Origin of the sequence: Streptomyces sp. NBC_01264, from assembly GCF_026340675.1 — a bacterium.
Classification (GTDB): domain Bacteria; phylum Actinomycetota; class Actinomycetes; order Streptomycetales; family Streptomycetaceae; genus Streptomyces.
Genome location: NZ_JAPEOX010000001.1, coordinates 3700224 through 3720111 on the forward strand (window position 1 = coordinate 3700224; position 19888 = coordinate 3720111).

Sequence of the window (19888 nt, forward strand, 5' to 3'; positions counted from 1 at the left end):
CCTAACTCCTTCACAGATGGCGACGTCGCTGCGCGGCTTGCCGGTCGTACTCTTCTCGGGCCAGGGCCGCCGACGCACGGGTCGCGGTCTCGGCCACAGGGACATCCCACCATGCCTGTGCGGGAGGCGGGCCCGACACAGTGTCGGGTGTTCGGGTCTGCGCGTAGACACATGTGGGACGGTCCGCCGCCCGCGCCTCGGCGAGGGCTTTGCGCAGGTCACCGATGGTGCGGGGGCGGATCACGGCCATCCCGAGGGAGGCCGCGTTGGCCGCCAGGTCCAGCGGCAGCGGCGCACCGCTGTACGAACCGTCCACCGCCCGGAAGCGGTAGGCGGTACCGAACCCCTCGGCGCCCACCGCGTCCGAGAGGCCGCCGATCGAGGCGTACCCGTGGTTGTCGAGGATCACCAGCCTGACCGGGATCCCCTCCTGCACGGCGGTGACGATCTCGGTCGGGTTCATCAGGTACGTCCCGTCGCCGACCAGCGCCCACACCGGGCGGCCGGGGGCGGCCAGCGCGGTGCCGATGGCGGCGGGGATCTCGTATCCCATGCAGGAGTACCCGTATTCGACGTGGTACTGGTCCGCGGAACGGGCCCGCCACAGCTTGTGCAGGTCCCCGGGGAGCGAACCGGCGGCATTGATCAGGATGTCGTCACCGTCGACGACCTCGTCCAGCAGACCCAGCACCTGTGCCTGCGTCGGGACGGAGTCCTCGTCGGGAGCGGCGTAGGCCCCGTCGACCAGCCGCTCCCACGCCCTCTTCCCTTCTTTGTACGCCGCCTCGTACGGGGGGTCCACCCGGTACCCGGCGACCTCGGCCAGGAGTTTCTCCAGGCCCTCCCGCGCATCGCAGACCAGGGGGCGGGCGGCGAGCTTGTGGGCGTCGTACGGGTCGAGGTTGAGCCCGAGGAACCGCACGCCGGGGTGCTGGAACAGCGTCGCGGAGGCGGTGGTGAAGTCGGTCAGCCGGGTCCCGGCGGCGATCACCAGATCGGCTTCGCGGGCCAGCGCGTCGGCGGTGGCCGTGCCGGTGTGCCCGATCCCGCCCACGTCGGCGGGGTGGTCCCACGGCAGGGCCCCCTTGCCGGCCTGGGTGGAGGCCACCGGGATCCCCGTGGCCTCGGCGAACCGCGCCAGGGCCGCGCCCGCCGCGCTGTGCCGGATCCCGCCGCCGGCGATGATCAGCGGCCGCGCGGAGCCCCGTACGGCCCGGGCGGCCGCCGCGAGCTCGGTCCGGTCGGGGCGGGGGCGGCGTACGCCCCACACCCGCTCGGCGAAGAACTCCTCCGGCCAGTCGTACGCCTCGGCCTGTACGTCCTGGGGCAGCGCGAGCGTGACGGCGCCGCTGCTCACGGGGTCGGTGAGCACCCGTACGGCTTGGAGCGCGGCGGGGATCAGGGCCTCGGGCCGGGTGACGCGGTCGAAGTACCGGGACACCGGCCGCAGGGTGTCGTTGACGGAGACATCACCCGCATGAGGGACCTCCAACTGCTGGAGCACGGGGTCGGCGGGCCGGGTCGCGAAGGCGTCCCCGGGCAGCAGGAGCACCGGGATCCGGTTGATGGTGGCGAGGGCGGCCCCGGTGACGAGGTTGGTGGCGCCGGGTCCGATGGAGGTGGTGACGGCGTGCGCGGACAGCCGCCCGCTCTGCCGCGCGTACCCGACGGCGGCGTGCACCATGGCCTGCTCGTTGCGGCCCTGGAGGAACGGCATCTCCGCACGGCCGCTCTCCAGCAGGGCCTGGCCGATGCCGGCGACGTTCCCGTGCCCGAAGATCCCCCAGGTGGCGGCGATGAGCCGACGGCGCTGTCCGTCGCGCTCGGTGTACTGCCGGGCGAGGAAGCGGACGAGGGCCTGCGCGACGGTGAGCCGGACGGTGTGCGTCATGCGGGATCCTCCGCTCGGTGGTGGAACGGCAGCCGGGGGTCGACGTCCTGGCCGGTCCAGGTGGAGCGGATCCACCCGTGGTCGGGGTGGTCCCGGATGAGCCACTCCCGGGTCGCGCCGGGTCCCGCCATGACGTTGAGGTAGTACATGGCGTGGCCGGGCGCGGCGATGGAGGGACCGTGCCAGCCGTCCGGGATGAGGACCGCGTCACCGCTCCTCACCTCGGTGAGGATGTCGGTCTTCCCCGCCGGGGAGGGGCTGACACGCTGATAGCCGAGGCCGGGCGTGTCCCCGTGCGGGGCGATCTCGTAGTAGTAGATCTCCTCCAGCCGGGATTCCACGCCGGGGTGGTGCTCGTCGTGCTTGTGGGGCGGGTACGAGGACCAGTTGCCGCCGGGCGTGAGCACCTCCACGGCGATGAGCCGGTCGCAGTCGAAGACCCCGGCGGCGGCGAAGTTGTTGACCTGCCGGGAGCACTGCCCCGCTCCGCGCAGCTCTACGGGAACCTCCGCGGCGGGACCGTACCGCGCGGGCAGCCGCTGCTCGCAGCGGGCGCCGACGAGCGCGAAGCGGCCGCCGCCGGTGGAAGTGACCTCGGCGTGCCCGTCCCGGGGGAGGTAGGCGAAGTCGGTGGGGCCGTCGAACACCCCGCGCCGCCCCCGAAGTCGGAAGACCTGCGGTCCGCTCCCGGGGCTCCGCTCCGGACCCCGCTCCTCAAACGCCGGAGGGGCTGGATTGTGGCCGGCGTCAGCCTTCCCGTACGGGTGACCCACCGCGCGCCCTGGCAGGCCGGGTTGCCGCGCAGCGGCCACCCCGGCCGCGCCGGCGTTCGAGGCTCGGGGGTCCGGGGCGGAGCCCCGGGGCGGGGGGCCGGGGGCGGCGCCCCCGGTTTCGGGAAGGGGCGGGGTGGGGGAAGGCTCCGCGCAGCGGACCTCGCACGCCCCCGCGAGCGGGAGCACGATCCACTCCGACTCCCCGCACGGGTGCGCGTACACCTCCCCCGGCGCGAGCTCGAGCACGAGCAGCCTCGTCCAGTCCATCGCCCACTCAGACAGCACCGGCACGGCCGAGCACCTCCTCCACTTCCTCGGCGAACGGCATCGCCGTCGAGCACGCCAGCCGCGAGGCCACGATCGCCCCGGCCGCGTTCGCGTAGCCGATCACCCGCTCCAACTCCCATCCCGCGAGCAGCCCGTGGCACAGGGCCCCGCCGAAGGCGTCCCCCGCGCCCAGGCCGTTGACGACCGTCACGGGCACCGGCGCGGCCTCCACCACCGTCCCGTCCCGGTGGGCGGCCAGCACGCCCGCCGGGCCCCGCTTCACGACCGCCAGCTCCACCCCGGCCGCGAGCAGCGCCCGCGCCGCCGCGTACGGCTCGGTCTCGCCGGTGGCGATCGCGCACTCCTCGGCGTTGCCCACGGCCACGGTGGCGAGGGACAGCGCCCGGCGGTACCACTCCCCCGGCCCGGCGGCCCGGACTTCGGTCACCGACCCGGCCCCGGCTCCGGCCTCCGGCCCGGCGGCCCGGACTTCGGTCACCGACCCGGCCCCGGCTCCGGCCTCCGGCCCGGCGGCCCGGCCCCCGGGCACCGCTCCGGCCACCGCCCCCTCCCCGGAGGGCCACAGCATCGGGCGCCAGTCCAGGTCGAACACCGTGAGCGGGCTCCTGCCGCGCGCCTCCAGCGCCGCCAGCGTCGCCGCGCGGCTCGGCTCCGCGCTGAGCCCCGTACCGGTCATCCAGAACACCCGCGCCGCGCGCACCGCGTCGAGGTCGAGCTCGTCCGCGGCGATCTCCAGGTCGGGCGCCTTCGGGTACCGGTAGAAGTACAGCGGGAAATCGTCCGGCGGGAAGATCTCGCAGAAGGTGACCGGCGTCGGATAGGCCGCCACCTCCCCGGCCCACCGGTCGTCCACCCCGAACCCGCGCAGCTCCGCCCGGAGATACGCGCCGAAGGGGTCCGCGCCGGTCCGGGTGATCACCGCCGTCCGCCGGCCCAACCGGGCAGCGGCGACGGCGACGTTGGTCGGGGAGCCGCCCAGGAACTTCCCGAAGGTGTCCGCCTCGCCGAGCGGTACGCCCGCCTTCAGGGGGTAGAGATCCACCCCGATCCGCCCCATCGTGATCAGGTCGAACGCCAACGGATCCGCAGCCATCACCACACCAATCCTCCCGACCGAGTGCTCCCCGTACCTCAGAGCCTCGCACCCTAAGGTGGCCGTATGACGTCCTCACCGCCCGCGTTGACCCGTATCCGCGTCGGTTCGGCTCCGGACTCCTGGGGGGTCTGGTTCCCCGACGATCCCCGGCAGACCCCGTGGGAGCGGTTCCTCGACGAGGTCGCCGAAGCCGGGTACGAGTGGATCGAGCTCGGCCCCTACGGCTATCTGCCCACCGATCCCGTCCGGCTCGCCGCCGAGGTCGCCGCGCGCGGTCTGCGGGTCTCCGCGGGAACCGTCTTCACCGGACTCCATCACGGGCCCGCCGTGTGGGAGGCCACCTGGGAGCACGTGTCGCGGATCGCGGAGCTCACCCGGGCCATGGGCGCGGCGCACCTCGTCGTGATCCCGTCCTTCTGGCGGGACGACAAGACCGGCGAGGTGCTGGAGGACCGCACCCTCACCCCGGAGGGCTGGCGCCAACTGACCACGCAGACCGAGCGGCTGGGGAAGCGGGTCCAGGACGAGTACGGGCTGCGGATCGTCGTCCATCCGCACGCGGACACCCACATCGACACCCCCGGGAACGTGGCGCGCTTCCTCGACGCCACCGATCCCGCACTGGTCTCCCTCTGCCTGGACACGGGGCACTACGCGTACTGCGGCGGCGACAGCGTCCGGGCCGTCGAGACCTTCGGCGAGCGGATCGGCTACCTCCACCTCAAGCAGGTCGACCCGCGGATCCTCGCCGAAGTCGTCCGGGACCAGGTCCCCTTCGGGCCGGCCGTGGCCCGCGGGGTGATGTGCGAGCCGCCGGCGGGGGTACCCGCGCTGGAACCGGTGCTGGCGGCCGCCGAGCAGCTCGGGGTGGACCTGTTCGCGATCGTGGAGCAGGACATGTACCCGTGCCCGCCCGACCGGCCGCTGCCGATCGCCCGCCGCACCCGCGCCCACCTGCGCTCCTGCGGCGCCCGCTGAACCGTGCGCGCCGACCGCAACCGCCGTACGCACCCTCGTGGAGGAGCAGAAACATGACCAGCACGCTCGGCATCGCCGTCATCGGTACCGGGAAGATGGGATCCGACCACGTCCGCCGCTTCGGCCGGACCGTCGGCGGGGCCCGGGTGGTGGCCGTGGCCGACCCGGACGGGGACCGGGTCAAGGAGGTCGCGGCCGGTCTGGAGGGGGCGAGCGCGCACACCGATCCGGCGGCCGCGATAGCGGCGCCCGGGGTGGACGCCGTACTGATCGCCTCACCCGGGCCCGCCCATGAGGAAGCGATCCTGCACGCGCTGGAACGGCGGCTGCCCGTGCTCTGCGAGAAGCCGCTGACCCCCGATCCCGCGGGCGCCCTGCGGATCATGGAGGCGGAGGCCCGGCTGGGCCGCCGGCTCGTCCAGGTCGGCTTCATGCGGCGCTACGACGCCGAGTACGCGCGTCTCAAGGAGCTGCTCGACGCGGGCGGCATCGGCCGGCCGCTGTTCCTGCACTGCCGGCACCGCAACGCCTCCTCGCCGTCCTTCTTCACCAGCGAGATGCTGATCAGCGATTCGGTGGTGCACGAGGTGGACGCGGCCCGCTGGCTGCTGGGCCAGGAGATCACCGCGGTGACCGTGCTCTCGCCGACGCCCACCTCGGCCGCCCGCGAGGGACTGCAGGACCCCCGGCTGGTCCTCATGGAGACCTCGGGCGGAGCCGTCGTGGACGTGGAGATCTTCGTCAACTGCGGCTTCGGCTACCAGGTGCAGTGCGAGGCGGTCGGCGAGTCCGGCAGCGCCCGGATCGGCGACGGTCACGCGATGGTCGTCCAGTCGGCGGGCCGGTGGGGCGGGGAGATCGACCAGGACTTCACGGTCCGCTTCGCCGACGCCTACGACCGCCAGCTCCGCCGCTGGGTCACCGCGGCCGCGCGGGGGCTGGTGGACGGCCCCGACGCGTGGGACGGCTACGCGGCGGCGGCCGTCTCCGAGGCGGGCCTCACCGCGGCCCGCAGCGGCGCACGGACCCCGGTCGAACTGACCGAACGCCCCTCCCTGTACCGCTGATCCGGTCTCCGGCCGACGGGGCATCATGGGGGAATGCCCGAGATACCTTCCTCCGCGATCCCGGTCGCGACGCGACTTTCCCGGTACACGAAAACGGAACAGGACGAGATCCTCGGTGGCGGCGCCGACCCGTTCGGTGTGAGCGCGGCCGGCTTGACGTGGCTGCCCAAGGAGGAACACTTCGGCGTCACGTCCGGGGACCGGCTGCTGGCCCACGCGGGCCTGCTCCGGCTGCCCGTCGCGGTCGGCGCCGCCGAGAGCGAGGTGGTGGGCGTCGGAGGAGTGGCGGTCGCACCCGACGTACGGGGTCGCGGGCTGGCGCGGCTCGTCCTCGCGGCCGCACTGCGCCACGCACGCACGATGGGCCCGCGGCACGCGCTCCTGTTCTGCCGACCGCCGCTCGTTCCGCTGTACGAGCGCCTCGGATGGCTCCTGCTCGACGAGGACGTCCTCGTCGAGCAACCCGGAGACCGCTTGGTCGCCATGCCGCTGCGCACCATGGTGATCCCGCTGCACGACGACGCGATCTGGCCCTCGGGGCCGGTACGGCTGCTCTCCCTCCCGATGTAGCGCGGCGACCGGGGTGAGCGGGGCACGACCGGGGATGCCCGCCCGCGCCCTGTGTGCCACCTGTGTCACGGGGGTCGTCGGGGTGTCACACATGTCCGCATTACGCGGGTCTTCCGTCACAGCCGGACGACAGCCCCTCCCCTGACCTCACCCTGCGTCGTTCCCCGGGCACAACCTGAGTGATCGTCAGTGTCCACGCGCCGGCTCCCCCGACGGCCTCCCGGCCGGCCCCGCGGCGTGGACAAGGAGGTGTCGAGGATGAGCGACCGACAGCTGTGGTCGTACAAGGAGATCGCCGCTCACATCCGGGTCCAGCCGGACACGGTGCGCTCCTACCGCAAGCACGGGCTGCTGCCCGCACCCGACCACGTGGAGGGCGGCAAGCCCTTCTGGTACGCCGACACCATCCGCGCCTGGGTGGCACGGCGGCCCGGCAACCGCGGACGCCGCGAGGACTGACGCGGCGTCCGGTCCAGGGACGGGACCCTCCCGGGCCCCGTCCGCTAGCGGCTCCCGGCGGGCACCGGCTCGGGTTCGGGCCGCTCGACGGCCGGCGCCGGCTCCCCCTCGCTCAGCCCGATGCGTTCGTGCAGTCTGCGCAGCGGCGCCGGCGCCCACCAGGTGGCCTTCCCGGTCAGCTTCATCACCGCCGGCACCAGCAGGCTCCGCACGACCATCGCGTCCATGAGTACGGCCAGCGCGATCCCCAGGCCCAGCATCTTGGTGTTGGTCACCCGCGAGCTGCCGATGGCGACCATCACCACCGCCAGGATCACGGCGGCCGCGGTGATCAGCCCACCCGTGCGGGTCAGCCCGGCGCGCACCGCGCCCTCGTGGTCCCCGGTCCGGTCGTACTCCTCCTTGATCCGGGATATGAGGAACACCCCGTAGTCCATGGAGAGTCCGAAGGCGATGCAGAACATCAGCACCGGCAGGGTGGTCTCGATGTCTCCGGTTGAGGTGAAGGAGAGCAGTCCGGAGAGGTGGCCCTCCTGGAACACCCACACCACCGCCCCGAACATCGCCGTCAGGCTCAGCGCGTTGAGCAGTACGGCCTGGACGGGTATCAGCAGGCTTCCGGTGAGCAGGAAGACCAGGAGCAGCGTGGCCAGCACCACGACGGCCAGGGCCAGGGGCAGTTTCTCGGCTATGGCGTCGCGGGCGTCGACGAGCACCGCGGCCTGTCCGGTCACGGCGGTGTCGAAGGGCGCGTCCACCGCCCTGACCAGGCCCACGAGGTCCTGGGCCTTCTCACCCACTTCCTCTCCCCCGGTGAGCACCGAGAAGTAGGCGTATCCGGTGCCGGCCGGCGAACTCACCGGCCCTTCCACCCCCACCACCCCGGGCAGGGCTTCCACCCGCTTCTTGTAGGCGTCGAGTTCGGCGGGGCCGGAGGCCCCCTCGGTCAGTACGGTCAGGGCTCCGCCGGGGCTGCCCGGGAAGCCTTCGCGGATGTGCTGCTGCACCACGTGGGATTCGGCGGTGGCCGGCAGCTGCCGGTCGTCCACGGTGCCGAACTTCACGCCGAGGAAGGGCAGTCCCAGGAGCAGCAGCCCGGCCGTGGTGGCCACGGCGAACAGCGGGGCGCGGCGCATCACCAGGCCGGTCAGCCGGGCCCAGCCCCGCCCACCCCCACCCCCGGCACCGGCACCGGCCGGATCGCTTCCGCCCGGCCCGGACCGGCGCCACAGCCGGCGCAGGTCGAAGGAGTTGACCCGCTCCCCGAGCAGCACGAGCGCCGCGGGCAGCACGATGAGCGCGGCCGCCGCGGCGAGCAGGACCACCGCGACTCCGGCGTAGGCGAAGGAGCGCAGGAAGTACATCGGGAAGAAGAGCATGGCCGAGAGGGCGACGGCCACGGTCAGCGCCGAGAACAGGACCGTCCGTCCGGCGGTGCGCAGGGTGACTCCGACGGCGGCCACCGGGTCGCGCCCGGCGGCCAGTTCCTCGCGGAACCTCCGCACGATGAACAGGGCGTAGTCGACGGCGAGGCCGAGCCCCAGGGCGGTGGTCAGGTTCTGCGCGAAGACGGAGACGTCGGTGAACTCGGTGAGCCCGCGCAGCACGGCATTGGTCCCGATGATGGCGATGATGCCGACCCCGAGGGGCAGCAGGGCCGCGACGGCGCTGCCGAAGACGAGGATGAGCAGGACGAGCGTCACGGGCAGGGCGATCAGCTCTGCGCGCAGCAGGTCCTCCTGGATGGTGGAGGTCACCTCGCGCTGGACGGCGGCCGGGCCGCCGATGGACACCGTCAGCGGTCCGTGCTCGCCGCGGTAGTTCGGGACGATCCGGTCCACGACGGCGTTGGCCGTCTTCTCATCACCCGGCACGCGGGCGGCGATCAGGGCCTGCCGGCCGTCCTCGGAGCGCAGGGTGGGCAAGCCGGTCCGCCAGTACGAGCCCACCCCGGTCACGCCCTGTTCGGCGGCGAGCCGCGCCGTCAGCCGCTCGGCCTCGGCGGCGACGGCCGGATCGTCCACCCCGGCCGTCCCGGCCGCCCCGGCTTCGACGAGCAGCAGCAGATTGGGCTGGGAGCCCGGGAACTCGCGTTCCAGCGCCTTGGTGGCATAGGTGGAGCGGGCATCGGGCGCCTCCCAGCCCCCGCTCCCCAGACGGTCGGCGACGCCTCCGCCGGCGAAGACGGCCAGGGCCGTGACCACGAGGGCGAGCAGCAGCGAGAGCCGCGGCCGTGTGGTGACGAGCCCGGTCCACCGGCCGCCCTCCCCAGGCGACGGCGGTTTCTTGACTTCGGACATGTCTCGGTGTCCCCTTCACCGTGATTGCCAGGCCACTTAGACTGGCAAACACGAGCAGTCGCTCGCGTTTCTCAAGAATGCGAGCGACCTCTCGCGTTTGTCAATCACCCACGGGAAGCAACGGGAAGCAAGGGATTGGACATGCGGAAGACTCCTCAGGCCACGAGTGCGGACAAAGCGGGTGAATCAACCGCGGAGACGGCGCCGGAGACGGTGCTGGAGACAACTCTGGAGACAGCCCTGGAGACAGCCCCGCAGCCGGCGACCGGACCGGAGGCGGAAGCCGCCCCCCGCCGCCGCCAGGCCCGCGGTGAGCGCCGGATCGCCCAGCTCCTGACCGCCGCCGCCGGGGTGTTCTGCCGTACGGGCTACGCGGCGGCCAGCACCAACGCCATCGCCCGCGAGGCCGGCGTGTCCCCGGGCACGCTCTACCAGTTCTTCCCGAACAAGGAGGCCATCGCCGTCGAGCTGGGCGGGCAGCTCCTCCAGCGCGCCCACGAGGCGCACGGTCTGGCCTTCCTCCCCGAGAACCTGGACCGCCCGCTGCCCGAGCTGCTCGACGCCGTCCTGGATCCGGTCATCGCCTTCAACTGCGAGAACCCAGCTTTCGTGGCGCTCATGCACGGCTCCGGCATCCCCGGCATCGCCCAGGAGCACGACGAGCTGCACGTCGGCATGCTGACCCGCGTCGAGGGGGTGCTGCGCGCGTGCGTCGCCCCGGCCGCCGACGGCGCCCCCGCCACCGACGCCGAGTTCACCCACGTCGCCACCATGGTGCTCGCCATCGTCCAGACCTCGCTCGAACTGATCCTGGCCAGCGAGGGCGCGGAACGTGCCGCGTACGTCGCGGAGCTGAAGACCGTCCTGTTCCGCTACCTGGACCCGATGATCACCACGCCTCCTCCTCGCTGACCATCTTCCCGACGCCCCCCGGCCCCGCCGCAGCGGAGTCCGGACCCGAGCCGCCACCGGACCCCGCCCGCAACCGCAGCCCCAGCAGCGGGAAGACCAGTACGGACACCATCCCGGCCCCGACCAGCGCCGCCGCCTCCCCCGACCCCAGCTTTCCCTCCTGAACGCCCAGGGTGGTGATCGCCACCACCAGCGGCAGCGCCGTGGAGCCGAACAGCACCAGGGCCGACCGGTCCCCCCGCCCGAGGTCCCGGGGGGCCAGCAGCCACATCGGGAGCCCGCGCACCACGAGGAAGAGCAGCAGGAACACCGGCAGCAGCAGGAGCACCCGCCCGCCCCCGAGCAGCGCGGACAGGTCGAACTCGATCCCGGTGACCACGAAGAACAGCGGCACCAGGAAGCCGAAGCCCATGGCCTCCACCTTCGACAGCACGGCCTCGCTGCTCTCCGGGGCGGCCCCGTGCAGCACCAGCCGGGTGATCAGCCCCGCGGCGAAGGCACCGAGCAGGACGTCGAGGCCGAGCACCTCGGACAGCGCCAGGAACGCCACGAGGATCAGCATCACCAGGCGCACCGCGAACTGACCACTGCTGTTGAGGGTCTTGACGATGACCCGGGAGAACCACGGCGGCTTCGGCCGCATCGCCCAGAACACGGCGCCGGCCGTGAGCACCGCGAAGCCGATCAGCAGCGCCGCCGACTGCGCCGGAGCCCGCCCGCTGAGCAGCAGGGCCATGGCGATGATCGGCCCGAACTCGCCGACCGCGCCCATCGCCATCATCACCGTGCCGAACCGGCTCTGGAGGTCCCCCGAGTCCCGCAGGACCGGCAGGATCGTGCCGAGGGCGGTGCTGGTGAGCGCGGTGCCGATGTAGACGCCCTTGTCGAACTCGCCGCCCGACAGCAGAAGTCCGAGCCCGAGCCCGAGCACGAGGGCCGCCATCCAGGCCCACACCGACCGCTTCAGGGTGTCGCCCTTGACCTGGGCGAACTGGATCTCGTAGCCGGCCAGGAAGATCAGCATCGCCAGGCCGAGCTCGCTGAGCACGTCGACGACCTCGGTGGAGTGCGCCCAGCCGAGGACGTCGGGTCCGACCAGGACGCCCAGGACGATCTCGAAGATCACCAGCGGGACGGGGAGCCAGCGCGCGACCCCGTACGCGAGCAGGGGCGCGAGCACGGCGATCGACATGATCAGGATGAGAGTGGTCCCCGAGTGCGCCATGTGTGCCATTTACATACGCTTCACACCGATTGTCCACCGCAAAAGATCTCACCGGGCGCCCGCGCAGCGCTCGCGTTGATACCCCCTAGGGGTATAGTCTCGAAGTGTCGGGATGAACGGTGGACTCCCCACGAGCGATCCGCCGCCTTCCGGCCGCCCGGAAACGCCCCTGAAGAGGAGAACGACATGAGCGCCGACACGGACACCCAGACCACCACCGTCTACCGGGTGACCGGCATGACCTGTGGGCACTGCGAGGGCGCGGTGACGGCCGAGCTCTCCGAGCTGGCGGGCGTCAGCTCGGTCAAGGCCGTCGCCGCGACCGGCGAGGTCACCGTGGTCTCGGCCGCCCCGCTCGACGAGGCCGCCGTGCGCGCCGCCGTCGACGAGGCCGGGTACGAGTTCGCCGGCCAGGCCTGAGCACCTCCTCTTCGGCATCACCCGCTTCGGCATCACCCGCTTCGGCAGTACCCGCAGCACCCCGCCGGGCCGTACCGGCCAGCTCATACTGGTTCCGTACGGCCCGGCCCGCCCCCTGGAGCCCGGATCATGAGCAGCAGCACAGTGCACGACGGACCCATAACGACCGCCGAGGTCGAGCTGACCATCGGCGGGATGACCTGCGCCTCCTGCGCGGCCCGCATCGAGAAGAAGCTGAACCGGATGGACGGGGTCACCGCATCGGTGAACTACGCCACCGAGAAGGCCAAGGTCTCCTACGGCGCCGACGTGCAGGTCGCCGACCTCATCGCGACGGTCGTCAAGACCGGCTACACCGCCGAGGAACCCCCGCCGCCCGTGCCCGAGCAGCCCGAGGAGGCGCAGGCCCCCGACGAGGCCCGCGACCCCGAACTGGCCGCGCTGCGCCAGCGCCTGCTGGTCTCCGTGGTGCTCTCGCTGCCCGTGGTCCTGCTCGCGATGGTCCCGGCCCTCCAGTTCGACAACTGGCAGTGGCTCTCGCTGACCCTGGCCGCCCCCGTCGTCGTCTGGGGCGCGCTCCCCTTCCACAAGGCCGCCTGGACCAACGCCCGGCACGGCGCGGCCACCATGGACACCCTGGTCTCGGTCGGCACCGGCGCGGCCTTCCTCTGGTCGCTGTGGGCCCTGTTCTTCGGCCACGCCGGAATGCCCGGTATGCGGCACGGCTTCGACTTCTCGGTCTCGCGCACCGACGGCTCCTCGGCGATCTACCTGGAGGTGGCGGCCGGCGTCGTCAGCTTCATCCTGCTCGGCCGGTACCTGGAGGCCCGCTCGAAGCGCAAGGCCGGCGCGGCCCTCAAGGCCCTCATGCGGCTCGGCGCCAAGGACGTGGCGGTCCTGCGCGGCGGCACCGAGGTGCGCATTCCCGTGAGCGCGCTCGCGGTGGGCGACCGGTTCGTCGTCCGGCCGGGCGAGAAGATCGCCACCGACGGCACGGTCGTCGAGGGCAGCTCCGCCGTGGACGCCGCCATGCTGACCGGCGAATCGGTCCCGGTCGAGGTCACCGTGGGCGACGGGGTCACCGGAGCCACCGTCAACACCTCCGGCCGCCTTGTCGTCGAGGCCACCCGCGTCGGCTCGGACACCCAGCTCGCCCGGATGGCCAGGCTGGTCGAGGACGCGCAGAACGGCAAGGCCGAGGTGCAGCGCCTCGCCGACCGGATCTCGGGGATCTTCGTCCCCGTCGTGCTCGTCCTGGCCCTGGGCACCTGGGTCACCTGGCTGCTGATCACCGACAATCCGACGGCCGCCTTCACCGCCGCCGTGGCCGTCCTGATCATCGCCTGCCCGTGCGCCCTGGGCCTGGCCACCCCGACCGCGCTGATGGTCGGAACCGGCCGGGGCGCGCAGCTCGGCATCCTGATCAAGGGCCCCGAGGTGCTGGAGTCGACCCGCCGCGTGGACACCGTCGTCCTGGACAAGACCGGCACCGTGACGACCGGCCGGATGACCCTGACCGCCACCCACCCCGCCGAGGGCGTGGACGCGGACGAACTGCTGCGCCTGGCCGGGTCGCTGGAGCACGCCTCCGAGCACCCGATCGCCCGGGCCGTGGCGGCGGGCGCCGCGGAGCTCCCCGGCGGCCTGTCCGTCCCGGAGGGCTTCGAGAACCACGGAGGCCTCGGCGTCCAGGGCGTGGTCGACGGGCACGCCGTCCTGGTGGGCCGCGAGAAGCTGCTCGCCGACTGGTCGATCGCGCTGCCCGCCCCCCTCGCCGAGATCAAGGCGGCCGCCGAGGCCGAGGGTTCCACCGCCGTCCTGGTCGCCTGGGACGGGGAGGCCCGCGGGGTGCTGACCGTGGCCGACGCGGTCAAGGAGACCAGCGCCGAGGCCGTCTCCCGGCTGCGGGCGCTGGGCCTGACCCCGGTCCTGCTGACCGGCGACAACCAGGCCGTCGCGCAGAGCGTGGCCCGCGCGGTGGGCATCGAGGAGGTCATCGCCGAGGTCCTCCCGCAGGACAAGGTGGACGTCGTACGCCGGCTACAGGCCGAGGGCCGTACGGTCGCCATGGTCGGCGACGGGGTCAACGACGCGGCCGCGCTGGCCCAGGCCGACCTGGGGCTGGCGATGGGCACCGGCACCGACGCGGCGATCGAGGCGAGCGATCTGACCCTCGTACGGGGCGACTTGCGGGTCGCGGCGGACGCGATCCGGCTCTCGCGCCGGACCCTGGCCACCATCAAGGGCAATCTCTTCTGGGCCTTCGGCTACAACGTCGCGGCGCTTCCGCTGGCCGCCGCCGGACTGCTCAACCCGATGATCGCGGGGGCCGCGATGGCCTTCTCCTCGGTCTTCGTCGTCACCAACAGCCTGCGGCTGCGGTCCTTCCGCTAGTGATCACCCTTCACGTCCCGCGCACACCCTCTTCACGCGAGACGCAGATCACAGGGACCCCGACGTAACCTTCGGACACCCCCATGGGTCTAATGGGGCGATGCCGAAAACGTGTTGGAACGACTACACGTTGCCTCGGCACGCAGACACCCGGTCCGGGTCCCGTGGGGGGAATCCGTTCCGGGGTAAGGAAAGCGCCCCGACCTTCGACCCGTGGGGGGATCGATGGCGGGGCGCTTTTCCTGTACTGCAAGCCCTACGGGTACTGCGTGTGCTGCGGCTCGACCCTCGGGTCAGCGGGACTCGACCGGGACGAAGTCGCGCAGGACCTCGCCGGTGTAGATCTGGCGCGGGCGGCCGATGCGGGAGCCGGGCTCCTTGATCATCTCGTGCCACTGGGCGATCCAGCCGGGCAGCCGGCCGATCGCGAAGAGCACGGTGAACATCTCGGTCGGGAAGCCCATGGCCCGGTAGATCAGGCCGGTGTAGAAGTCCACGTTCGGGTAGAGGTTGCGCTCGACGAAGTACTCGTCGGCCAGCGCGTGCTCTTCCAGCTTCAGGGCGATGTCGAGGAGCTCGTCGTCCTTGCCGAGCGCCGAGAGGACATCGTGCGCCGCCGCCTTGATGATCTTCGCCCGGGGGTCGAAGCTCTTGTAGACGCGGTGCCCGAAGCCCATCAGGCGGACGCCGTCCTCCTTGTTCTTCACCTTGCGGATGAAGGCGTCGACGTCGCCGCCGTCGTTCTTGATGCCCTCGAGCATCTCCAGAACGGACTGGTTGGCGCCACCGTGCAGCGGGCCCCACAGGGCCGAGATGCCGGCGGAGATCGAGGCGAACATGTTCGCCTGCGAGGAGCCGACCAGACGCACGGTGGAGGTCGAGCAGTTCTGCTCGTGGTCCGCGTGCAGGATCAGCAGCTTGTCGAGCGCGGCGACCACGACCGGGTCCAGGTCGTACTCCTGGGCCGGCACGGAGAAGGTCATGCGCAGGAAGTTCTCGACGTAGCCGAGGTCGTTGCGCGGGTAGACCACCGGGTGGCCGACCGACTTCTTGTACGCGTACGCCGCGATCGTCGGGAGCTTGGCCAGCAGCCGGATCGTCGAGAGGTTGCGCTGCTTCTCGTCGAACGGGTTGTGGCTGTCCTGGTAGAACGTCGACAGCGCGCTGACCACGGAGGACAGCATCGCCATCGGGTGCGCGTCGCGCGGGAAGCCGTCGTAGAAGCGCTTGACGTCCTCGTGCAGCAGCGTGTGCTGGGTGATCTCGTTGCGGAACGACGCGAGCTGGTCGACGGTCGGCAGCTCCCCGTTGATCAGCAGGTAGGCGACCTCGATGAAGGTCGAGCGCTCCGCCAGCTGCTCGATCGGGTAACCGCGGTAGCGCAGGATGCCCTGCTCACCGTCGAGGTAGGTAATGGCGGACTTATAGGCGGCGGTGTTTCCGTAGCCGCTGTCCAGGGTGACCAGCCCGGTCTGAGCCCTGAGCTTCGAGATGTCGAAGCCCTGGTCACCGACGGTGCTCTCGACCACCGGGTAGGTGTATTCACCGTCCGCGTACCGCAGTACTACAGAGTTGTCGCTCACGTCATCCCTCACCGACGTAGTGCCTCTTCTTCGAGGTGCCCTGACTGCCTCTACCTTCCCCCATTTGGCGCAGGTGAGTGCACTCGGGGTCGAGCTTTGGTGTTTTCGACGGCACTCAGTGCCGCCAGCGTGCACATCCTGCCCCCTCGGGAACCGTTGTAGGAACCCCAAATGATCGATCATCTAGGTGATGTTTCCCACCGGTATCCGGCCGGACAGCCTGGGTGCGACCGCCGTGTACCTCCTGCCTGCGGAAACGGTACGCACCGCCTGAGCCAGGGCTTTGCGGGACCCGACCAGGACGACCAGTTTCTTCGCCCGGGTGACGGCCGTATACAGCAGGTTCCGCTGGAGCATCATCCAAGCGCCGGTCGTGACGGGGATCACGACGGCCGGATATTCACTCCCCTGCGAGCGGTGGATGGTCACGGCGTAGGCGTGGGCCAGCTCGTCGAGCTCCGCGAACTCGTAGGCCACTTCCTCATCTTCGTCTGTGCGCACCGTCAGCCGCTGTTCCTCCAGGTCAAGGCCGGTGACCACGCCGACCGTGCCGTTGAAGACCCCGTTGGCGCCCTTGTCGTAGTTGTTGCGGATCTGCGTGACCTTGTCGCCGACCCGGAAGACCCGGCCGCCGAACCGCTTCTCGGGCAGGTTCGGCCGGGCCGGGGTGATGGCCTGCTGGAGCAGCGCGTTGAGGTTTCCGGCGCCGGCCGGGCCGCGGTGCATGGGGGCGAGGACCTGGATGTCCCGCCTCGGGTCGAGGCCGAATCTGGCCGGAATACGACGGGCGGCGACGTCGACGGCGAGCTTTCCGGCCTCCTCGGTGTCCTCCTCGGGGAAGAGGAAGAAGTCGGGCAGCCCGTCGGTGATGGGCGGCAGGCCGGTGTTGATCCGGTGGGCGTTGGTGACCACCCCGGACTGCTGCGCCTGCCGGAAGATGGTGGTCAGCCGGACGGCCGGGACCGGCCCGCCCTCGGCGAGCAGATCGCGCAGCACCTCGCCCGCCCCCACCGAGGGCAGCTGGTCCACGTCCCCGACCAGCAGCAGGTGGGCACCGGGTGCCACGGCCTTGACCAGCTTGTTCGCGAGCAGCAGGTCGAGCATGGAGGCCTCGTCCACGACGACCAGGTCCGCGTCGAGCGGCCGCTCCCGGTCGTACGCCGCGTCCCCGCCCGGTTTCAGCTCCAGGAGCCGGTGCACGGTGGAGGCCTCGGCCCCGGTGAGCTCGGCCAGCCGCTTCGCCGCCCGGCCCGTGGGAGCGGCGAGGACCACCTTGGCTTTCTTGGCCCGGGCCAGCTCGACGATCGAGCGGACGGTGAAGGACTTCCCGCAGCCGGGCCCGCCGGTGAGCACCGCGACCCGGCGGGTGAGCGCGAGGCGGACCGCGTCCCGCTGCGCGGGGGCCAGCTTGGCTCCAGTCCGGCCGGCGAGCCAGCCCAGGGCCTTGTCCCAGTCCACGTCCCGGAAGGCGGGCAGCCGGTCCTCGTCCGCGTTCAGGAGGCGGCGTACCTGACCGGCCAGGGACAGCTCGGCGCGGTGGAACGGCACCAGGTACACGGCCGTGAGGGGGTCCGGGCCGCCCTGCGGGTCGGGCACGGATTCCCGTACGACCCCTTCCGGATCGGCGGCGAGCTCGGCCAGGCAGTCGATGACCAGCCCGGTGTCCACCTGGAGCAGCTTGACCCCGTCGGCGATGAGCCGGTCCTCGGGCAGGAAGCAGTGCCCCTGGTCGGCGGACTGGGACAGGGCGTACTGGAGTCCGGCCTTGACCCGCTCCGGGCTGTCGTGCGGGATCCCGACGGCCTGCGCGATGCGGTCGGCGGTGAGGAAGCCGATGCCCCACACGTCTGCGGCGAGCCGGTACGGCTGGTTCTTCACCACCGAGATGGAGGCGTCGGCGTACTTCTTGTAGATGCGCACGGCGATGGAGGTGGAGACGCCGACCCCCTGGAGGAAGACCATGACCTCCTTGATGGCCTTCTGCTCCTCCCAGGCCGCGCCGATCAGCCGGGTGCGCTTGGGGCCGAGGCCGGGCACTTCGATCAGCCGCTTCGGCTGCTCCTCGATGACGTCGAGGGTGTCGAGGCCGAAGTGCTCCACGATCCGGTCCGCGATCTTCGGGCCGATGCCCTTGATCAGACCGGAGCCGAGGTAGCGCCGGATGCCCTGGATGGTCGCGGGGAGCAGCGTCGTGTAGTTCTCCACGGTGAACTGCCTGCCGTACTGGGCGTGCGAGCCCCAGCGGCCTTCCATGCGCAGCGATTCACCCGGCTGGGCCCCGAGGAGGGATCCGACCACCGTGAGCAGGTCGCCGGCGCCACGGCCGGTGTCCACCCGGGCGACCGTGTACCCGCTCTCCTCGTTGGCGTAGGTGATGCGCTCCAGCACGCCCTCGACCACCGCCGGTGCCACGGCCACGTTCGTCGTCATGGCCCGAAACTACAGCCCGGGTGCGACAGTCCGGCGGGCCTGTGGACAACTCGGCGCCGACCGGGCGGCCGAACCGAAAGGGGGTCCCGCCTTTCGGCCGGACCCCCTCACGGTTACCCCTCCCTCGTCGGACTTCCCGATCCCCCCGGATCCCCCCTGGAAGTCCCGACGCACCATACGACCCGCGACCCACGCCCGTGGTTGCACGCGGATACGGAACTTTACCTTTCCGTTATCCACCAGGGCTCCGGAGGCCATCCGAGGTGCCGACGAATCATCACAGAAGTAGCGTTTCAGGCATGAGTGAACCTTCCTTCCAGGACGACGTGCTGAACGAACTGGGCGACGACCGGCTGACCGAGATCGCCGGCCTCCTCGGCACCGACACCAACGGCGCCCGGGACACCGTCGCGGCCACGGTCGGGGCGATGACCGGCGACCTCCAGCAGAAGGCCGACGCCGATGACGACGACGGCAACGAGGTGCGCCAGGCCTTCGCCGAGGTCACCCAGGCCCCGCTGGAAGGCGTGGCCACCCTGGGCGGCGGCCTGGGCGGCATGCTCAGCGGCGGGATGATGGCCGGGGTGCTCGCCAAGGTGAGCAAGCCCGTGGCCAATGCCGTCTCGAAGAAGACCGGCATCCCCGCGCCCACCGTCGCCCGGGTCATCGAGCTGCTGATCCCGGTGCTGCTGGCGGTCTTCGCCAAGCGCGCGGCCGGGAAGGCCGGGGGCGCGGGCGCCGGTGCGGGCGCCCCGACGGCGGCCGGCGGCGAGTCCCCGATCCCGTCCCCGGGAGCCGTACCGGGAGCGGCCGGCGCCGCCCCCGCGGGTCCGGCCGGCGGGGCCCCCGCGGCGGGCGGCAGCCTCGGCGACCTGCTCGGCCAGATCCTCGGCGGCGGCAAGAAGTAGCGGGGCTCCTCAACCGGCACCGCACCCGTTCGGACGCAACGCATCCGGGCCTGGTCCGGACCGCCCCCCCGGCGGTCCGGACCAGGCCCGCATACTGCCCGCATGCCGCCCGGATGCGGCTCGGACGCGGCTCGAACGCGGCTCGGGCCCGCCCCCCGGTCAGATCGCCGGGCGGTAGAAGAAGGTCTTGCGGCGCTCGATCCTGCCGTCGCGGACCAGGTAGGTGTCGGCGAAGGCCTCGTCCAGGGCCCTGCCGTCCCGGTCGGCGCCCCGGAACCGCCCCCAGCAGGCGGCCGCGGCCAGGCCGCCGGTCACCTGGCTCACCTCGTGGGCGCCGGAGGTGACGATCCGTTCGTGCTCGTAGAACCGGCGGATCCGGTCGAGGCCCTCCAGCGCCGGGTAGCCCGGCCGTTCGTACACGGCGTCCGGCGCGAAGACCTCGCCGAGCCGGTCCCACGAGCGGGTGTCGATCACCTGGAACAGCCGGGCCACCAGGGATTCGGCGGTCACCGGTGCGTACGACGTCGTCGTCACGGTCTTGCTCCTTGGGGGTGTGGAGGAAAAGGACGGTGTACGGGGCCTCGCGCACGGGGT

The 19888-nt window shown here is 72.0% G+C and carries 16 protein-coding genes; 8 read left to right on the plus strand and 8 right to left on the minus strand.

The window, feature by feature from the left end:
• Window positions 1-10 precede the first annotated feature (10 nt).
• Genes iolD through iolC form a run of 3 tightly spaced genes read right to left on the minus strand, consistent with a single transcriptional unit; the run spans window position 11 to window position 4045 of the window.
• Window positions 11-1891 (minus strand): 3D-(3,5/4)-trihydroxycyclohexane-1,2-dione acylhydrolase (decyclizing), encoded by a 1881-nt coding sequence (iolD, locus tag OG435_RS17105; RefSeq protein WP_266877704.1) that lies wholly within the window; start codon window positions 1889-1891, stop codon window positions 11-13.
• Window positions 1888-2955: a 5-deoxy-glucuronate isomerase gene (iolB, locus tag OG435_RS17110; RefSeq protein ID WP_266877705.1), complete on the minus strand. Its 1068-nt coding sequence runs from the start codon at window positions 2953-2955 to the stop codon at window positions 1888-1890. The genes iolD and iolB overlap by 4 nt, the downstream gene beginning before the upstream one ends.
• A complete protein-coding gene (gene iolC / locus OG435_RS17115) occupies window positions 2939-4045 on the minus strand; it encodes a 5-dehydro-2-deoxygluconokinase (RefSeq protein ID WP_266877706.1) in 1107 nt (368 codons plus the stop codon). The genes iolB and iolC overlap by 17 nt, the downstream gene beginning before the upstream one ends.
• A 66-nt stretch (window positions 4046-4111) precedes the next feature.
• Between iolC and OG435_RS17120 the strand changes: the two genes are divergently transcribed.
• The 4 genes from OG435_RS17120 (at window position 4112) to OG435_RS17135 (ending at window position 7122) form a co-directional block, all read left to right on the plus strand.
• The gene (locus tag OG435_RS17120; protein ID WP_266877707.1) at window positions 4112-5026 is read left to right on the plus strand and encodes a sugar phosphate isomerase/epimerase family protein; all 915 of its coding nucleotides are present in this window, start codon (window positions 4112-4114) and stop codon (window positions 5024-5026) included.
• A 53-nt stretch (window positions 5027-5079) separates the two neighbouring features.
• Window positions 5080-6093 (plus strand): Gfo/Idh/MocA family protein, encoded by a 1014-nt coding sequence (locus OG435_RS17125; RefSeq protein WP_266877708.1) that lies wholly within the window; start codon window positions 5080-5082, stop codon window positions 6091-6093.
• Between the two features lie 33 nt (window positions 6094-6126).
• Entirely contained in the window at window positions 6127-6663 is a 537-nt protein-coding gene (locus OG435_RS17130) for a GNAT family N-acetyltransferase (protein WP_266877709.1), read from the plus strand.
• 258 nt (window positions 6664-6921) lie between these two features.
• The gene (locus OG435_RS17135; RefSeq protein ID WP_266877710.1) at window positions 6922-7122 is read left to right on the plus strand and encodes a helix-turn-helix transcriptional regulator; all 201 of its coding nucleotides are present in this window, start codon (window positions 6922-6924) and stop codon (window positions 7120-7122) included.
• Window positions 7123-7166: 44 nt separating this feature from the next.
• Here the strand turns inward: OG435_RS17135 and OG435_RS17140 are convergent, their stop codons facing one another.
• Window positions 7167-9422 carry an MMPL family transporter gene (locus tag OG435_RS17140; RefSeq protein ID WP_266877711.1) on the minus strand — a complete coding sequence of 752 codons (2256 nt, stop codon included), beginning with the start codon at window positions 9420-9422 and terminating at the stop codon, window positions 7167-7169.
• A gap of 141 nt (window positions 9423-9563) precedes the next feature.
• Between OG435_RS17140 and OG435_RS17145 the strand changes: the two genes are divergently transcribed.
• The gene (locus OG435_RS17145; protein ID WP_266877712.1) at window positions 9564-10334 is read left to right on the plus strand and encodes a TetR/AcrR family transcriptional regulator; all 771 of its coding nucleotides are present in this window, start codon (window positions 9564-9566) and stop codon (window positions 10332-10334) included.
• On the opposite strand, the gene OG435_RS17150 is transcribed toward OG435_RS17145, so the two are convergent.
• Complete coding sequence (locus tag OG435_RS17150) at window positions 10312-11559, minus strand: cation:proton antiporter (protein WP_266881814.1); 1248 nt, start codon at window positions 11557-11559, stop codon at window positions 10312-10314. The genes OG435_RS17145 and OG435_RS17150 overlap by 23 nt on opposite strands.
• Before the next feature lie 186 nt (window positions 11560-11745).
• Here OG435_RS17150 and OG435_RS17155 point away from each other — a divergent pair, with 186 nt between their 5' ends.
• Window positions 11746-11979, plus strand: a complete 234-nt coding sequence (locus tag OG435_RS17155) for a heavy-metal-associated domain-containing protein (protein WP_266877713.1) — start codon at window positions 11746-11748, stop codon at window positions 11977-11979.
• A 129-nt stretch (window positions 11980-12108) separates the two neighbouring features.
• Window positions 12109-14373 carry a heavy metal translocating P-type ATPase gene (locus tag OG435_RS17160; protein WP_266877714.1) on the plus strand — a complete coding sequence of 755 codons (2265 nt, stop codon included), beginning with the start codon at window positions 12109-12111 and terminating at the stop codon, window positions 14371-14373.
• Between the two features lie 293 nt (window positions 14374-14666).
• On the opposite strand, the gene OG435_RS17165 is transcribed toward OG435_RS17160, so the two are convergent.
• A complete protein-coding gene (locus OG435_RS17165; protein WP_243335006.1) occupies window positions 14667-15956 on the minus strand; it encodes a citrate synthase in 1290 nt (429 codons plus the stop codon).
• A 183-nt stretch (window positions 15957-16139) separates the two neighbouring features.
• The gene (gene recD2 / locus OG435_RS17170) at window positions 16140-18386 is read right to left on the minus strand and encodes an SF1B family DNA helicase RecD2 (RefSeq protein ID WP_266877715.1); all 2247 of its coding nucleotides are present in this window, start codon (window positions 18384-18386) and stop codon (window positions 16140-16142) included.
• A gap of 299 nt (window positions 18387-18685) precedes the next feature.
• Between recD2 and OG435_RS17175 the strand changes: the two genes are divergently transcribed.
• Window positions 18686-19294, plus strand: coding sequence for a DUF937 domain-containing protein (locus OG435_RS17175; protein WP_266877716.1), 609 nt, complete (start codon window positions 18686-18688; stop codon window positions 19292-19294).
• 159 nt (window positions 19295-19453) lie between these two features.
• Here the strand turns inward: OG435_RS17175 and OG435_RS17180 are convergent, their stop codons facing one another.
• On the minus strand, window positions 19454-19828 hold the full coding sequence (locus OG435_RS17180) for a nuclear transport factor 2 family protein (RefSeq protein WP_266877717.1): 375 nt from the start codon (window positions 19826-19828) through the stop codon (window positions 19454-19456).
• Window positions 19829-19888: the final 60 nt, after the last annotated feature.

Bases quoted from the DNA above. Each gene is read 5' to 3' on its own strand.
- iolD (WP_266877704.1), bottom strand. From the start codon at position 1,891: ATGACGCACACCGTCCGGCTCACCGTCGCGCAGGCCCTCGTCCGCTTC.
- iolC (WP_266877706.1), bottom strand. From the start codon at position 4,045: ATGGCTGCGGATCCGTTGGCGTTCGACCTGATCACGATGGGGCGGATC.
- OG435_RS17120 (WP_266877707.1), top strand. From the start codon at position 4,112: ATGACGTCCTCACCGCCCGCGTTGACCCGTATCCGCGTCGGTTCGGCT.
- OG435_RS17125 (WP_266877708.1), top strand. From the start codon at position 5,080: ATGACCAGCACGCTCGGCATCGCCGTCATCGGTACCGGGAAGATGGGA.
- OG435_RS17130 (WP_266877709.1), top strand. From the start codon at position 6,127: ATGCCCGAGATACCTTCCTCCGCGATCCCGGTCGCGACGCGACTTTCC.
- OG435_RS17135 (WP_266877710.1), top strand. From the start codon at position 6,922: ATGAGCGACCGACAGCTGTGGTCGTACAAGGAGATCGCCGCTCACATC.
- OG435_RS17140 (WP_266877711.1), bottom strand. From the start codon at position 9,422: ATGTCCGAAGTCAAGAAACCGCCGTCGCCTGGGGAGGGCGGCCGGTGG.
- OG435_RS17145 (WP_266877712.1), top strand. From the start codon at position 9,564: ATGCGGAAGACTCCTCAGGCCACGAGTGCGGACAAAGCGGGTGAATCA.
- OG435_RS17150 (WP_266881814.1), bottom strand. From the start codon at position 11,559: ATGGCGCACTCGGGGACCACTCTCATCCTGATCATGTCGATCGCCGTG.
- OG435_RS17155 (WP_266877713.1), top strand. From the start codon at position 11,746: ATGAGCGCCGACACGGACACCCAGACCACCACCGTCTACCGGGTGACC.
- OG435_RS17160 (WP_266877714.1), top strand. From the start codon at position 12,109: ATGAGCAGCAGCACAGTGCACGACGGACCCATAACGACCGCCGAGGTC.
- recD2 (WP_266877715.1), bottom strand. From the start codon at position 18,386: ATGACGACGAACGTGGCCGTGGCACCGGCGGTGGTCGAGGGCGTGCTG.
- OG435_RS17175 (WP_266877716.1), top strand. From the start codon at position 18,686: ATGAGTGAACCTTCCTTCCAGGACGACGTGCTGAACGAACTGGGCGAC.